This is a genomic window from Arthrobacter sp. ISL-85, from assembly GCF_018613675.1.
Lineage (GTDB): Bacteria > Actinomycetota > Actinomycetes > Actinomycetales > Micrococcaceae > Arthrobacter.
Genome location: NZ_JAGGPQ010000007.1, coordinates 115,170 through 130,827 on the forward strand (window position 1 = coordinate 115,170; position 15,658 = coordinate 130,827).

Below are 15,658 nucleotides of genomic sequence, written 5' to 3' on the forward strand. Positions count from 1 at the left end.
GTGTCGGCCCAAACCGGTGCCTCAGGCGCGGAAGGGCAGCCGGGGGTCGATGTTCTGGCTTTCCCAGGTCTGGCGTACCCAGCCGTGGTGCGGGTCGTCGCTGATCAGCCACTCGCGTACCGGGCCGGGGCCGGCCATGACGTTCAGGTAGTAGAGGTCGTAACCCGGCGCCGCCATCGCCGGGCCGTGCCAGCCATAGGGGACCAGGACGACGTCACCAGTGCGCACCTCAGCCGCAACGTCGATGGGGCGTTCGTCGGAGGCGTAGACCCGCTGGTAGCCGATGGCATCGGCCTCGGCGGGCGCGCCGGAGCCGGAAGCCACCTGGGTCTCGAAGTAGTAGATCTCCTCAAGGGAGGTCTCGCCGTCCTTCTCCTCGTCGTGCTTGTGCGGAGGATAGGAGGACCAGTTCCCGGCGGGGGTGAGGACCTCGCAAACGATAAAGCGGTCTGCTTCCAGGGCGGCCGGGGTGCCAAAGTTGTGGACCTGGCGTGAGCAGTTGCCCGCGCCGCGCAGTTCCACCGGCGTTTCGGCAGCGGACACCAGGCGGGTGGGGTAGGACGCGTTCGCCGGCGCGGTTGCCACGGCCACCCGGCCGCCGCCGGATGAGCTGATCGTCACGGCGCGCCCGGTGCCTGAGTAGAGGACGTCGGTAGTGCCGGAGAACACCGAAGCGCGGCCCGCGAGCTGGTAATCCGTGCCGTCCACGGTCACGGTAAATGACCCGTTGAGGGGAACCACAATGCGTTCCTCGCCTGCGGCAGGAAGTTCGACTGCGGCGCCCGCGGCCAGGGTGGCCACCTTCAGTCCGGTGTGGGCCCAGCCGTCCACGGTGAGGGAGGAATCGGAGGTTCCGATCGAGACGTCCCATGTGCCGTCGGCGGCTGTGCCCAGGGGGTAGACCCAATTGGTCATGGAGTTGGCTCCTTGGATTATCGCTGTACGAGTGTCATTTCAAAGCTGTAGGAATCGGCGCGGTACACGTGGTGGCCGGTTTCAACCCGGCGGCCGGTGTCATCCACGGCGGTCCTTTCCATCGTGACCAGGGCCGATCCTGCCGGGGTATCCAGCATGGAAGCCTGGTAGTCATCGGCGGTCCTGGCGCCGATTCGCTGCGTAGCCAGCCGGAAGTTCACGCCCCCGCGGCGGAGGATCGAATACAGGCCTTCAGCGCGCAGCATTGCCTCATCCATCTCGGCAATGTCGTCGCGCACCCAGTTCTCCATGAGCGCCAGGGGTTTTCCGCCTACCTTCCGGAGCCGGGTGAAGTGGTACACCTTCGAGCCAGCGGGAAGCTGCAGCGTGGTGATCGTGGCGTCGTCTGCCTCCAGGTGCGAGAAGCTCAGGACCTCGGTGGTGGGCTTCTTGCCGTTATTGGTGAGGTCGTCGTAGAGGCTGGAAAGCTCCAGCGGGCGGCGCACCTGGCTTGAGACCACCTGGGTTCCCACGCCCCGCTTGCGGACCAGCAGGCCGGAGCGGACCAGTTCATCCATGGCCTTGCGCATGGTGGGCCGGGAGAGGTTGAGCTGGGCCGCGAGGTCGATCTCGTTGTCCAGCCGGCTGCCTGGCTCCAGTACCCCGCTGTAGATCGCCGCCTCGATGCCCTGGACCACCTGGTGGTACAGGGGCACGGGGGAGGAACGGTCGATATTGAGTCCCAGGTTGTTCGCCACGATGCGTTCCCTTGTCTTCGGTATGTGTGCGCGGTCCTCGAATCCGAAAGGGGGCGCCCAGTGGACGCTTTGCCGCTATATGTTCGCTTGATAGGACATACTTTCTTCCTCGATCGTAGCAGGCGGACTTGTGGGGTCAAGGGTAGGCGCCGCCGGGGAACGCCGGGATGTGCCGAATTAATATGTTCTGACATTAGGACTTTGTATTGACATGGACCATTAGAGCGCTCTAACGTAAGTGGCACGCATCACATTCTGACCGGATCTTCCGGTCCCTAAGAGAATCTGAGAGGCAACAATGCTGTTGCAAAAACAAACCATGGGCGCCACCGGCCGCAAGCGCCGCGGATACCTCGCCCGGCTCACCGTCATCTCCACCCTGGGCGGCCTGCTGTTTGGGTACGACACCGGCGTGATCTCCGGCGCACTGCTGTACATGAACGACTCCCTCAACATGACGGCGGTGGAGGAAGCGACCGTAGTGAGCGCACTGCTGTTCCCGGGTGCCGCCGTCGGCGCCCTAACCGGCGGGCGGATGTCTGACAAGCTGGGCCGCCGTGGCTCGCTGCTGGTCTGTGCGCTGCTCTTCCTGCTGGGCGCCATCGGCTGCGCGCTCGCACCGAACGTGACCTTCATGATCGCTGCGCGCATCGTGCTGGGCCTGGGTGTGGGCGCCGCCGCCGTAACCTGCCCGCTGTACCTCGCGGAGATGGCCCCCGCCCACCTCCGCGGCCGGATGGTCACCATCAACGAGCTCATGATCGTGACCGGCCAGATGCTGGCCTTCGCCATCAACGCCCTCCTGGACGCCCTGATCCGCGACAACGAGGTTTGGCGTACCATGCTGGGCATCGCTTCCATCCCTGCCCTCGCACTGCTCGTCGGCATGCTGATGCTCCCCGAATCCCCGCGCTGGTACGCCATCCGCGGCCGCCTGGAAGATAGCCGCCGCGTCCTCAACCTGAGCCGCAGCCCGGAAGAGGCCGCTGCCGAATTCGAGGAGATTGCCCTGGCGGCACGCACGGCCAAGGAGGAGCGCGGCCACGCCCTCCGCGACCTCCGCAACAACCCCTGGATGCGCCGGCTGCTCTGGATCGGCATCGGCCTGGCAGCGGTCCAGCAGGCAACAGGCATCAACACCGTGAACTACTACGCCCCCACCATCCTGGAAAAGAGCGGACTCGGCGTCAGTGCGTCGCTCGTGGCAACCATCGGCGTGGGTGTCACCTCCGTGCTGATGACTATCCTGGGCATCTGGCTGCTTGGCTTTGTTGGCCGCCGGCGCATGCTGGTGATCGGCTTCTCAGGAGTGGTGGCTTCCCAGGCCCTGTTGGCCATCGTCTTCCTCCTGCCGCAGTCCGACCTTGCCAGCTACACCATCCTGGCCGCCATGATGCTGTTCGTGGCCTTCGTCCAGTGCTTCATCGGCACCTGCGTGTGGCTCCTGCTCTCGGAAATGTTCCCGCTGGCCATCCGCGGCTTCGCGATGGGAATTGCGGTCTTCGCACTGTGGACCGTGAACGCGGCCATCTCCTTCCTGTTTCCCATCGTGGTCAACGCCCTTGGCTCCAGGGGCACCTTCGGCCTGTTCGTGGTGGTCAACCTCGCATCCCTGGCCTTCGTCATCAAGTTCGTTCCGGAGACCAAGGGCCATTCACTCGAGGACCTCGAAGCGCACTTCCGCGACGGTGAGGTGCCGGCAAAGCTCTCTGCCTAGCCACCCCCTCCGCGTCGCCCCATGAAGTAATGCGGGGTCGGCCCCAGCCCCTGCGGTAGTCACTGGACAGGCCGGGACCGGGCCCCGCATCCGCGTTGGGTGGCCTAGGCTGGCTCCATGACCCGGACTGCGCTGACCTCCACCGCAAGGCAGCCGTGAATTTCGCCGGAAGCCTTGGCCCCCGTCCCCGCAACCTCGAAGTCCAGGACCTGGCCAGCTTCGACCGCCTGGTGGCCGGGGGCGCCGTCAACCTGCACGGCTGGCATGCGCAGTCGCTTGACCTGCGGGGGCGGTCGGCGGCGCTCAAGAGCGTCAGCGTGGAGGGCGCCATGTTCCTGGGCTGCCTCTTCGACGACGGCATGGAGGCCAATCTCCGCGGCCGCGGTGCCCTCATTTTTCCGCGGCTTGAAGGCGTCCCATTCGACCCCTACCGGGCCGCACTGTATTCCCCGGCCGAACTGTACGCCGGACTGGCAACGTCCCCCTACGAGGAGCTGCCGGATGCCCGGATCTACCACTGGAGCATCCAGCCTGGCCAGCGGCACCGCGTGGACGCGACCCTGGCCTCCGCCCTGCACGACCACGCGATCGGGGACGCGCTGGATGAGCTGACGCGGTCCAAGGCCTGGGCTCGCCGGTCGATTGTCGGCGTCATGGGCGGCCACGCAGCGCCCCGCGGCAGTCTGGAGTTCGCCGAGGCGGCACGGCTGGGCAGGCTGCTGGCCCTCGAGGGGCATTCGGTGGCCACGGGCGGCGGGCCGGGCGCCATGGAGGCAGCGAATCTCGGGGCCTACCTGAGCCAGGCGTCCGACGGCGACGTGCAGGCAGAGCTTGCCGCGCTCGCCGCTGTTCCCGGGTTCCGTCCCTCGGTGTCGGCGTGGGCACGTGCGGCCGCCGCCGTCGTCGAACGCCATCCAGGCGGGACACCTTCGCTGGGCATCCCCACCTGGTTCTACGGGCACGAACCGCCCAACTATTTCGCCACGCACGTCGCAAAATACTTCGCCAACGCCATCCGCGAGGCCATCCTGCTGGAACTGTGCCACGGTGGAATCGTCTTCCTGCCGGGAGCGGCGGGCACCGTCCAGGAGATCTTCCAGGACGCCTGCGAGAACTATTACGGCGCCCGCGAAAAGGTGGCACCGATGGTGCTGGTGGGGCGGCGCCACTGGGAGCAGGAGTACCCGGCCTGGCCCATGCTCCGCAGCCTTGCCGCCGGCCGGGCCATGGCGGACTACATCCACCTGGTGGACACCGTGGATGAAGCCGTGGAGGTCCTCCGCGGCTGACCCGGTCCCGCGGCTAGCCCATCACTGTGCCGAAGAGCAGGCCCAGCAGGTAGGTGATGGCAGCCGCGCCCAGGCCGATGGCAAGCTGGCGCAGGCCACGGGTCAGCGGGGAAGTGCCGGACAGCAGCCCCACCGCGGCACCGGTGGCCAGGAGGGCGAGGCCCACCAGGGCCCCGGCCACCATCAGCGCGGTGACGCCGGTCAGGCCGAACAGGAACGGCAGGATGGGGACGATGGCGCCGGACGCGAAGAAACAGAAGCTGGACAGCGCCGCTCCCCAGGCCGTGCCCACTGCCTCATGCTGGTCCTCTTCGTCCGCGAGTTCCGGCTGCAGGGACAGGCTGGGATCGCAGTCGCAGGACAGCTGGCCCGTGCGCTCGGCCACCCGGTGTTCGGCCGCCTCCCGGGACATCCCACGGGCCAGGTACACCAGGAGCAGTTCGTTGTTTTCGAGGTCCAGCTGCGGTGCCGCCGCCAGGGTGATCTGCGTGGGGCGGGTAGCGGCGAGCAATTCGCGCTGGGAGCGGACGGAAATGAATTCGCCGGCGCCCATGGACATGGCGCCGGCCAGGAGCCCGGCGATGCCGCTGAGCAGAACCACGCTGCTGGCCACGCCGGACGCGGCCATGCCCATGACCAGGGAGAGGTTGCTGACCAGGCCGTCATTAGCGCCGAACACTGCGGCGCGGAAGGTGCCGGCAAGGCGGTTGCGGCCGCGGGTTGCCAGGCCGCGGACCACTTCCTCGTGGATCTGCTCATCGGCGGCCATTGCGGGGGTGGCGTTGGGATCCTTGGCGTAGGGGGAGCGGCCCTCGGCACGCTGGGCCAGGGCCAGCACGAACACGGAGCCGAAGTGCCGGGCCAGGAACCCGAGGAATTGGCTTCGCGCGGACGCCCTTTTCGGCTTGTCCGCGTGGTCCCCAAGCAGGGCCAGCCAGTGGGCCTCGTGCCGGCCTTCGGCCTCCGCCAGGGCAAGGAGGATGGCCCGTTCCTCGCCGTCGCGGTTCTGGGCCAGGTCCCGGTAGACGGCGGCTTCCGCGCGCTCGTCGGCCAGGTACTGGCGCCACCGCTTGATGTTCGACGCCGAGGGCTGGGTGGGGCTGGCGGCCCCCTGGGGCGTGGCGTGGGATTCGGACCGGGCGTGCTGCGACACTGTAACTCCTGGGCTGGAAAGGGCATGTACTCGCGCCTTTGCCCTGCCAGCCTACTGCGGATTTAAGGGGTTTTTTGGCTGGCAAACCTCTTTGGAAAGTTTCGGTGAGCCTTAAATTAGGGGTATCCCGGGCCTGCGTTTCAGGCGTTATCGGAGGGCAGCGGGGGCTATTGACCGGTCTGCCCGGCCGGTGTTGTGATGAAGGTGTGGCGCAGGCTGCGCCCTACCTGAAAGAGCACGTCAGGCGAACATACGGAGGTTGGATTATGAGCACCACCGGACAGCACCCGGACATGCCGCACCTGGACGCCGTCGAAGCGGACCCCGCCTACGATTACGCCGAGGATGCACCGGTAGACGATGCGGACTGGGACGCCGAGGACGCGTTGATCGACGAGGAAGAACCGGTGGTCCAGCCGGCGCCGGTGGTCATCGACGCCGAGGACCGCGAAGTTCCGCTGGATGACGACGAGCGCGACACGGGGGAGTAGGACGAACGACGGCGGCACCTCCTTTCGCTGGAATGCGAAAGGAGGTGCCGCCGTCGTGCTTCAAACCTTTGCCGCGCCGTTGCAGGGTCAGCGGCCGGCGAGGATTTCCTCAGGAGTGCCTTCCGGCTCCTGCCCGGCAACGCGAAGCCGCCAGGCGCGCATGACCGCGGGGTCCGTGGGGCGGGTGAGCAGTGAGGCGGCAACGTAGACCGCAGCCGAGCTGAGCAGGCCGTTGTAGATGGGTTCATTGGCGTAGATGCCGTCCAGCGGGACCGCGGCATTGATTTCCAGGATGATCATGGTCCCCAGGGTCACCACGGAGCCAACCGCCATGGATGTTGCCGCCGCCGGACCGGTGCCCCGCTTCCACAGCAGACCGCCAAGGATGGCCACCAGGAGGCCGCCCACCAGGATGTCGTACGCGATGGTCAGCGCCGCAACAACGTCCTTGGTAACGATGGCGATGACAATGGCCACGATGCCCAGCGCCAGGACCCAGATCCGGTTGGCCTTGACATCATGCTCCGGGTTTTCGGTGTCTCCGGTGTCCACCCGCTTGCCGAACCAGCCGGCCACGAACGGCAGGACGTCGGCGCGGGCAACGGTGGCGGCGGCGATCAGTGCGCCGGACGCGGTGGACATCATGGCCGCGACGGCGGCCGCCAGCACCAGGCCACCGATGCCTACGGGCAGGATGTTCTGGGCGACCTCGGCATAGACGTCGTCTTTCGCGGCGATCTTGATGTTGGACAGTGCAACGTTCGCGGCCATGCCGATCAGGGAGCCGGTGACACCGTAAAGGATGCAGTAGATGCCGGCGGTGGCGCCGCCCCAGCGTGCAACCTTGGGCGTCTTGGCGGTAAACACGCGCTGCCAGATGTCCTGGCCGATCAGCAGGCCCAGGGTGTAAACCACGAAGTAGGTGATGATGGTCTGCACACCGATGCCGTCGATCTGGAAGAAGCTGGCGTCCACCCTGCTGCGGATCCCGTCCAGGCCGCCGGCGGCGTTCAGGGTGAACGGGAGCATGAGGAAGAAGATGCCCACGGTTTTGATGACGAACTGGACCTGGTCCGCCAGCGTGATGGACCACATGCCGCCGATGGTGGAGTACACCAGCACGATGGCGCCGCCAATGGCGATGGCCAGCGCACGGTCAAGGCCGAAAAGAACGACGAAGATCGTGGCGTAGGCGCCGGTGGAGGTGGCGCACAGCATCAGCGTGTACGCGAGCATGACGATGCCGGACGCTTCGGTGGCCCTGCTGCCGTAGCGGAGCGTGAGCATCTGGGACACCGTGTAGATCTTCAGCTTCTGGATGGTCCCGGCAAAGAGCAGGCTCAGGAGCAGGACGCCGGAGCCGATGGCCACCACGAGCCACATTCCCGAAATGCCGAACTTGTATCCAAGCCCCACGCCACCCACGGTTGAGGCCCCGCCCAGGACCACGGCGGCCATGGTTCCGGTGTAAAGGAACGGGCCCAGGCGGCGGCCGGCCACCAGGAAGTCGCTGTTGTTCCTGGTGCGGGACTTGCCCCACCAGCCGAAGGCCAGCATTGTGAGAAGGTACACCACCACAATGGCGATGTTGATGGCACGTGCATCCATAGATGGCTCCTTGGAGCTGTTGGGCGCCGGGTGTGGAACCGGGGCCGACGGCGCCCGGAACCGCCGCGGACGAACGGGGACGGCTCCTGGTATTGCCCCAGAGGCAACAGGAGTTTCCAAAGACTAGGGTGTGACGTGGGCGACGGTCAAGGACTTGTCGTGCTGCTTCGGTCCCGTGTGGCATGCGCGCGTCACAAATGCCGTGCCCATTAGGATGGCTCGAGAGTGGAGCCGGACTGCCGGCCATGAAAGGTTCGTAGATGAAGGCACTGCCAGTTGAGCCGAGCAATGTCCCTGTTGCCATCGGGTCCAGGATCCGGGCCGCCCGGCAGTCCCAGCGGCTCACCATCGAGCAGGTGGCGGACGCCACCGGGCTGACCAAAGGGTTCCTGAGCCGGGTGGAGCGGGATCTGACCTCGCCGTCGGTCGCGTCCCTGGTGACACTCTGCCAGGTGCTCTCCATCTCCATCGGCGACCTTTTCGTGGCGCCGGAAACCCACCTGACGAAAAGGAACGACGGTCCGCGGATTTCACTCGGCGGCGAGGGCATCGTGGAGCGGCTTTTGACAGCCCGCTCGGAACGCCGGGTCCAGATCATCCAGGCAGTGATCGAGCCGCACGGCCGGGGTGAATCCGAGCTCTATGCGGTGGACTGCGACGTGGACGTCCTGCACGTGGTCAAGGGGTCCATCAAACTGATCCTCACCAACGAGGAATACCACCTCGATACGGGCGACACGGTGACTTTCCCGGGCCGGGAACCCCACACCTGGGTCAATCCCACGGACAAGCCGGTTGAGGTGCTCTGGGTTCTGGTGCCCGCCGCGAGCCGCTGACCCCTCTCTGCTGCGCATCCCTGCCCAGTTACCTCTGGTGGTCCTTATGGGAGCCGCCGGTTTGCGCGGGATGCACGTCCGCGGAGCGCTCTGGTATGGGTGTAACTGGGCTGGAGTGCACGCTTACCGGCCCAGGTTCCGCCGGTCGCCCGCCAGTACGGTCCTGATCTCCCTTACGACCGAACTGGGGTCAAACCAGATGTGCTCCGGCATGTAGCGAAGGACGGCGTATCCGCCGGTTGCCGCGGCGTTGTTGCGCTCCCGGTCGCGGAGCATGTCGGCGCGCTTGGAGTGGAATGCAAAACCGTCAATCTCCACGATCAAAAAGCCACTCAGCAGGAAGTCCACGCGGCCGATTCCCGGCAGGAAGACTTGGGTGTCGTAGGCGATTCCGTTGGCGCGGAACAGGTGCTGCGCATCAACCTCCACGATGGATTCTGCACGCACGTCAAGTTCCCGCAGGACGCGGAGTGCGGAGCCGGAGCGGTCTGCCTGAAGCTGGGAGGCCAGCAGTTCGCGTGGCACACCGTGAAGCCTGATCGCCGAGGTTGCCAAAGCGGTGGATGCCGGCGGTGGCAGGCAGCCCAGGGCATGAAGTGCCACGTCTTCCACGGCGGCCACGGGCAGGGACGGATGACCGGGGAACCTCACGGTGCGGTGCCGGATAAAGCCGCTGCCGTGGCCGTGGCCGCAGGCCAGGTGCGGCTGCGGGGGAGGTTTGCGAAGCCAGAGCCCGTAGTGGCCGGCGGCGCTGGCGCAGGTCAGTCGGCCGTTGCTCAGGACTGCGGCGAGGAGCCCCTTGTCGCATTCCGGCAGGACGAAGATGCCGCGTCGGGGTTGGCTGGTCCCCAGCCCGGTGAGCCGTAAGAGTTCCCGTCGCGGGAACCCTGCGTCCAGGAGTTGGGCGGAGCGGGCCACGCCGCCGCACTTGTGCAGGTAATCGAGGATGTCCACCACGTCATTGGAGGCCGCGTAGGGCAACGTCTGGAACAGGATGCCGGCCCTATGTGCATAACCCGGCGGCCGCTCTTGTGCGTTCCTGCCCAGTTGCTCCAAGGCGCTCACCGAGGGCTGAGGCGAAATGCTGGAACCCCCGCGAGGTAGTCGGCACACCTCCGGGCCGGGGCGAGTAAGTGGGCGGGAACGCACGGGCAGCGCATCGGTAAACAACTGATGCTCAGCAGGAAACAGCGGTGTATGATGGCAGTCACACCAGTCCCTCAACTCCTCGAAGGAGAGGCCTCCATTGGAAGAGCTGCGCATTGAAGCCAACGGCAACCTTGGCCCCATCGATTCATCCCGGATTCCCCGCTACGCCGGAGCCGCCACGTATGCACGCCTTCCGCGGCTGGACCAAGTCGATAAAGCTGATGTCACAGTGGTGGGCGTACCTTTCGATTCGGGTGTTTCCTACCGCCCGGGTGCCCGCTTCGGCGCCAACCACGTCCGCGAGGCCAGCCGGCTGCTGCGCCCCTACAACCCCGCTTGGGATGTCAGCCCGTTCGAGAACATCCAGGTGGCCGACGCCGGAGACATGGCGGTCAACCCGTTCAACATCAACGATGCCATCGAGACCATCCAGCAGAACGCGCTGGACCTCACGGCTGCCGGGAGCAAGTTGCTGACGCTCGGCGGCGACCACACCATCGCCCTGCCGCTGCTTCGCGCCGCCGCCGAGCGCGCGGGCGGGCCCATCGCCATGCTGCACTTCGATGCCCACCTGGACACCTGGGATACCTACTTCGGTGCCGAATACACCCACGGCACGCCCTTCCGCCGCGCAGTGGAGGAGGGCATCCTGGACACCGACGCCATCAGCCACATCGGCACCCGCGGCCCCTTGTATGGCAAGAAGGACCTCGACGACGACCACCGCTTTGGGTTCGGCATCGTCACCTCCGCGGACGTCTACTACCAGGGCGTCCTGGAAACCGTGGCCAAGGTCCGCGACCGCATCGGCAACCGTCCGCTGTACATCTCGGTGGACATCGACGTCCTGGATCCGGCCCACGCGCCCGGCACGGGAACCCCCGAAGCCGGCGGCATCACCAGCCGCGAACTCCTGGAGATCATCCGGGGGTTCCGCGGCATGAACCTGGTGGGTGCCGACGTCGTTGAGGTATCGCCCGCCTACGACCATGCCGAGATCACAGGCGTTGCCGCCAGCCACGTCGCATACGAGCTGGTGACCCTCATGGCAGACAACGCCGTGCCCGGAAGCCGCTTCGGAGCCGGAAATGGGTACGCCGCCCAGGCCCTCGGCCAGGAAGCCCGCCGCCCCGCCGGCTTCGCCGCTGCCACCAAGGAGTAGGGCCATGACCGAACCGGGCGAACTGGACGCCGCGCAGGGCGGTGGTGCCCGCAACGGCGGGGACCTCGTCGTCGAAACCCTCGAAGCGCTGGGCGCGAAGACTGTCTTCGGCATCCCGGGCCAGCACGCACTGGGACTCTTTGACGCCATGGGCCGCGGCAACCTGCACTTTGTCTCGTCCCGGGTGGAGAACAACAGCGCCTTTGCGGCAGACGGGTACTCCCGCGCCACCGGCGAGGTGGGCGTGCTTTTCCTGTCCACCGGCCCCGGCGCGCTGACCTCGCTCGCCGGCCTGCAGGAGGCCTACGCCACGGGCGTTCCGATGGTCGTGGTGGCCAGCCAGATCCCACTGGAAGGCCTTGGCGCACGGCGGAAGGGCATGCTGCACCAGCTCGATGACCAGAAGGCGTCCGCCGCCAACGTCACCAAGAGCCAGCGGCTGATCCAGCACGCCTCCGGAATCCCGTCGGCCATCCAGGACGCCTGGACCGAGGCCATTTCGTCGCCGCAGGGCCCGGTGTGGCTCGAGATCCCGCAGAACGTTCTGCTGGATCCGATCATGGTCCCGCCCGTGGAGGATGCCCTGGCCGAGGCCGCGGACAACCCGCCGCGCATCGAACTGGTGCGTGAGGCGGTCAAGTGGCTGGAAGCAGCCGAGCGCCCCGCCATCATTGCCGGCGGCGGAACCCGGCGCGGCAGGGCGGAGAAGTCACTGCTCTCGATTGCGGAAAAGCTGCGGGCCCCGGTGATCTGCACCCCGGGCGGCAACGGCGCGTTCCCCTGGAACCACGAGTTGTCCCTGCAGTCCTGGGTCGAGGACCGGTACATGACCGATGTCCTCGAGGACGCCGATGTCCTGGTGGTTATCGGTTCGTCGCTGGGCGAGGTCACCTCCAACTACTTCACCTTTGAACCGCGCGGCCGGATCATCCAGATCGACGCCGAGCCGCGCGTCCTGGAGTCCAACCGGCCCGGCCTGGGGATCCGTGCCGACGCCGGCCAGGCACTGGCAGCGCTGGACGGGGCCCTTGATTCCGGCAGGACAACAGCGCCGGACTGGCAAGGCACTACCCCTGAAGAGCTGGTCAAGGAGTCACTCGCCAAGGTCCGTGCCCGGCTCGAATCGCAGGACCTGGCCAAGGAACTGGCGTTCATGTCAGACATCCGGGACGCCGTGCCGGCGGACATGCAGACGTTCTGGGACATGACGATTGCCGCCTACTGGGGCTGGTCCTGCTGGGACGCCCGCCAGGGGCAGTTCCACTCGGCCCAAGGCGCGGGCGGCCTGGGGTACGCATTTCCCGGGGCCATCGGTGCGGCCGTGGGTCTGGAAACGCTGGGCAGGCCGGGCCGGGTGCTTGCCGTTTCCGGCGATGGGTCGTCCATGTACTCCATTGCCGAGTTGGCCACGGCAAGGCAGCATAATGTGCCGGTCACCTGGTTGATTGTGGACGACGGCGGCTACGGCATCCTGCGCGAATATATGGTGGACGCGTTCGGTAAGGCCACCGCCACCGAGTTGGCCCGGCCGGACTTCGTCAGGCTCGCGGAATCCTTCGGTGTACCCGCTGTCCGGGTGGCCCCGGAGGAAGTGGGGGACGCGCTCAAGGCGGGGTTCGCCGCGGACGGCCCCAACGTCGTCGTGGTTGAAACGCTGCTGAAAATGTTCGGCCCCACACATTTGGCCCCCTGACTGCAGCATCACCGCATGCGCTCCCTCACTTGCCGGACACCGTCCGGCAGAAGTGGGGGAGTTCGTCGTTTAAGGGTGGGCCCGCAACAACTTCGTTTCCCTAAGCAACCTTTTTCTGATACAGTTGCTTGCAGCAACTAATTCTTTAGGGAGCATCATGTCTGTCGCACCGGCCACCGCAGCCGATCTCGTCGGCCATATCTTTGACCTTCAACGCGCACTGCGCTGCGTGACCATGGTCAACGTCAAGGGCCAGGACACCGGCATCGCCCTCCAGGGTGTGCTCAAGTTCATCGGCGAAGGGGAGACCCGGGCCGCGCACCTGGCCGAGCGCCTGGGGGTCAGCCCGCCGGTGCTCAGCCGGCACATCGCGGAACTCGCCGACGCTGGCCTGGTGGTCAGGACTCCGGATCCGGACGATGGCAGGGCGCAGCTGCTGGCCCTCTCGGCGCGCGGCAAGGAAAAACTTGCCGAGCTCATCCGGCACCGGGCGGAGACGCTGCAGGGCTACCTCTCCGACTGGAACGAGGATGACGCCGCTGCCACGGCCGCAATGCTGAACAAGCTGACAGCTTCACTAAAGAATTCCATCCGGGCAAGGGCGGCCGGAACCGTTACCGAACAGAAAACCCAGGAGTCCATTAATGGCTAACGTCACCGCCGCCGCCGACCAGGAGCAGCAGCGCCAGCGCGAACGCACCGTTAAACAGGAGTCGCGGCAATCCAAGCGCCACGAGCCTGGTGCGCCCATGAACCACCGGCAGATCATGGAGGCTTTGACCGGCCTCCTCGCTGCTTTCTTCACCGCCATCCTCAGCAGCACCATCGTTGCCAACGCGCTGCCCACCATCATGTCCGAGCTCAAGGGCACCCAGACCGACTTCGCATGGGTCATCACGGCAGCGCTGCTGGCCAACGCAGCCACCACGCCCATCTGGGGCAAGCTCGCGGACCTCTTCGACAAGAAGGTCCTGGTCCAGCTCAGCATCGTGATCTTCGTTGCCGGCTCGGTCATGGCAGGCTTCTCAGAAAGCATCCCGTTCCTGCTTACCGCCCGCGTGATCCAGGGCATCGCCATGGGTGGCCTCACCGCGTTGGCGCAGGCCATCATCGGCTCCATCATCCCGCCGCGCGAACGCGGCAAGTACTCCGGCTACATGGGCGGCGTCATGGCCGTCGGTACTGCCGGCGGTCCGCTGCTCGGCGGCTTCATCGTGGACAGCTCGCTCGGCTGGCGCTGGACCTTCTTTGTCTGCGTGCCGCTCGCCGTCGTGGCCCTGATCCTGCTCCAGATCACCCTTAAGATTCCGCACGTCAAGCGCCCCGCCAAGATTGACTGGCTTGGTGCCATCCTGCTCACCTCCGGCGTGAGCCTGCTCCTCATTTGGGTGTCGTTTGCCGGCAACCCGGACTACTACGACTGGTGGTCCTGGCAGAGTGCGGTGATGGTGGGCGGCGGCGTCCTCCTGCTGGCGCTGCTGGTGCTGGTGGAATCGAAGGTGTCGCAGCCAATCATCCCGCTGAAGATCATCTCCGAGCGCACCACCGCCCTGGCCATCGTGGCCTCCGTGGCCGTTGGCGTTGCCATGTTCGGTTCCTCCACCTTCCTCGGCCAGTACTACCAGGTGGCCCGCGGGGCCACGCCCACCGAGGCCGGCCTGCTGACCCTGCCCATGATCGCCGGCAACCTGGCCGGCTCCGTGGTCTCAGGCCAGCTGATCAGCCGTTACGGAAAGTGGAAGCGCTTCCTGATCGCCGGCACCGTGATGCTTATCGCCGGCCTCGCGCTCGCTGGAACCATGAACCACACCACCGAACTCTGGCTCACTGGGCTCTATACCGCGATCTTCGGTGTTGGGCTGGGCATGCTGATGCAGAACCTGGTGCTCGCCGTCCAGAACACTGTCCGGGCGGCGGACATCGGCTCGGCCAGTGCCTCCGTTGCCTTTTTCCGCTCCGTCGGCGGCGCCATTGGCGTGTCCGTCCTGGGCGCGGTGCTGGGCAACCACGTGAAGGACCTCGCCACCGACGGGCTGGCGAAGATCGGGATCCAGGCCTCGGGAGGCGGCGGCGCCTCCATGGACCTCAAGGATCTCCCTGCGCCGATCGCAGACATCATGCGCGCCGCGTACGGTGACGCTACGGCTGGCATCTTCATGATCGCCGCCGTCGTGAGCGTTGTGGCCCTCATCGCCGTGATCTTCATCAAGGAAGTACCGCTGCGCAAGACCGTTGACATCACCTCCGAAGCCACCCTCCAGGCCAACGCCGCGGGTGAAGCTGGCATGACGGCCATGACCGGCCAGTTGCCCATGGTCTCCGGCGCTGACGCGGGTGGTGACATCCCCGCCGGGGCCGGAATGACCGGCCGAGGTGCTGCACATGCCCGTTCGGGAGCGGCACCGGCAAAAATGTACGACGGCGGTGCTGCCGCTGCGGCGGCAGCATCCGGCAGGGTAGCCACCGAGGACTTCGAGGAAGTCTTCGCCCGGAGCTTCAGCTCCGAAGGGCTGGACCTGCGGTCCGCAGAGAACGTAGGGAGGGCTGCCGACGCCGTCGCCAGCGCCGCCGCCACCCTGCAGAAACTGCAGGAAACCCAGCACCTGCTGGCCCGCCAGCAGGCGGAACTGGGCGGCCTGGTACTGGACATCCAGGAACAGCTGCGCTCCCAGCGCGACGTTGCTGCCAGGCAGGCCGCCACGGCGGCAGAGCTTAGCCGCCTGCAGCGCAAGCTCCTGAAGGAACGCAAGATCCAGGCAGCAGCCGCGCTGTACCTCGCCGGGCACGGCAAGCACAGTGCCGCCGCACCTGATTCTGCCGCACCGTCTGCCGGTGCCGGTTCGGAGCAGGCAACGGGACAGTAGGCCGTCAGTAGGCCGTCCCAGCC

General features: G+C 66.5%; 13 protein-coding genes. 8 read left to right on the top strand and 5 right to left on the bottom strand.

Annotation, left to right across the window (positions count from 1 at the left end):
• Window positions 1-21: 21 nt before the first annotated feature.
• Window positions 22-915, bottom strand: a complete 894-nt coding sequence (gene iolB, locus J7I84_RS06250) for a 5-deoxy-glucuronate isomerase (RefSeq protein WP_214942114.1) — start codon at window positions 913-915, stop codon at window positions 22-24.
• A 17-nt stretch (window positions 916-932) separates the two neighbouring features.
• Window positions 933-1,673, bottom strand: coding sequence for a GntR family transcriptional regulator (locus J7I84_RS06255; RefSeq protein ID WP_214942116.1), 741 nt, complete (start codon window positions 1,671-1,673; stop codon window positions 933-935).
• 319 nt (window positions 1,674-1,992) lie between these two features.
• Between J7I84_RS06255 and J7I84_RS06260 the strand changes: the two genes are divergently transcribed.
• Window positions 1,993-3,390 carry a sugar porter family MFS transporter gene (locus tag J7I84_RS06260; RefSeq protein WP_214942120.1) on the top strand — a complete coding sequence of 466 codons (1,398 nt, stop codon included), beginning with the start codon at window positions 1,993-1,995 and terminating at the stop codon, window positions 3,388-3,390.
• 155 nt (window positions 3,391-3,545) lie between these two features.
• Window positions 3,546-4,679: an LOG family protein gene (locus J7I84_RS06265; RefSeq protein ID WP_214942123.1), complete on the top strand. Its 1,134-nt coding sequence runs from the start codon at window positions 3,546-3,548 to the stop codon at window positions 4,677-4,679.
• A gap of 13 nt (window positions 4,680-4,692) precedes the next feature.
• Here J7I84_RS06265 and J7I84_RS06270 read toward each other — a convergent pair whose 3' ends face one another.
• Window positions 4,693-5,832, bottom strand: coding sequence for a VIT1/CCC1 family protein (locus J7I84_RS06270; protein WP_214942126.1), 1,140 nt, complete (start codon window positions 5,830-5,832; stop codon window positions 4,693-4,695).
• 266 nt (window positions 5,833-6,098) lie between these two features.
• Between J7I84_RS06270 and J7I84_RS06275 the strand changes: the two genes are divergently transcribed.
• On the top strand, window positions 6,099-6,323 hold the full coding sequence (locus J7I84_RS06275) for a hypothetical protein (protein ID WP_214942128.1): 225 nt from the start codon (window positions 6,099-6,101) through the stop codon (window positions 6,321-6,323).
• Window positions 6,324-6,410: 87 nt separating this feature from the next.
• Here the strand turns inward: J7I84_RS06275 and J7I84_RS06280 are convergent, their stop codons facing one another.
• Window positions 6,411-7,931 carry a sodium:solute symporter gene (locus J7I84_RS06280; protein ID WP_214942131.1) on the bottom strand — a complete coding sequence of 507 codons (1,521 nt, stop codon included), beginning with the start codon at window positions 7,929-7,931 and terminating at the stop codon, window positions 6,411-6,413.
• A 260-nt stretch (window positions 7,932-8,191) separates the two neighbouring features.
• Here J7I84_RS06280 and J7I84_RS06285 point away from each other — a divergent pair, with 260 nt between their 5' ends.
• Complete coding sequence (locus J7I84_RS06285; RefSeq protein ID WP_214942133.1) at window positions 8,192-8,767, top strand: cupin domain-containing protein; 576 nt, start codon at window positions 8,192-8,194, stop codon at window positions 8,765-8,767.
• Between the two features lie 123 nt (window positions 8,768-8,890).
• On the opposite strand, the gene J7I84_RS06290 is transcribed toward J7I84_RS06285, so the two are convergent.
• Complete coding sequence (locus tag J7I84_RS06290; RefSeq protein ID WP_311381081.1) at window positions 8,891-9,832, bottom strand: DUF559 domain-containing protein; 942 nt, start codon at window positions 9,830-9,832, stop codon at window positions 8,891-8,893.
• A 181-nt stretch (window positions 9,833-10,013) separates the two neighbouring features.
• Here J7I84_RS06290 and speB point away from each other — a divergent pair, with 181 nt between their 5' ends.
• The 4 genes from speB (at window position 10,014) to J7I84_RS06310 (ending at window position 15,635) form a co-directional block, all read left to right on the top strand.
• Window positions 10,014-11,078 carry an agmatinase gene (speB, locus tag J7I84_RS06295; RefSeq protein WP_214942135.1) on the top strand — a complete coding sequence of 355 codons (1,065 nt, stop codon included), beginning with the start codon at window positions 10,014-10,016 and terminating at the stop codon, window positions 11,076-11,078.
• A gap of 4 nt (window positions 11,079-11,082) precedes the next feature.
• Entirely contained in the window at window positions 11,083-12,771 is a 1,689-nt protein-coding gene (locus J7I84_RS06300; RefSeq protein ID WP_214942137.1) for a thiamine pyrophosphate-binding protein, read from the top strand.
• 157 nt (window positions 12,772-12,928) lie between these two features.
• A complete protein-coding gene (locus J7I84_RS06305; protein WP_214942140.1) occupies window positions 12,929-13,423 on the top strand; it encodes a MarR family winged helix-turn-helix transcriptional regulator in 495 nt (164 codons plus the stop codon).
• Entirely contained in the window at window positions 13,416-15,635 is a 2,220-nt protein-coding gene (locus J7I84_RS06310) for an MDR family MFS transporter (RefSeq protein ID WP_214942143.1), read from the top strand. The genes J7I84_RS06305 and J7I84_RS06310 overlap by 8 nt, the downstream gene beginning before the upstream one ends.
• Window positions 15,636-15,658 lie beyond the last annotated feature (23 nt).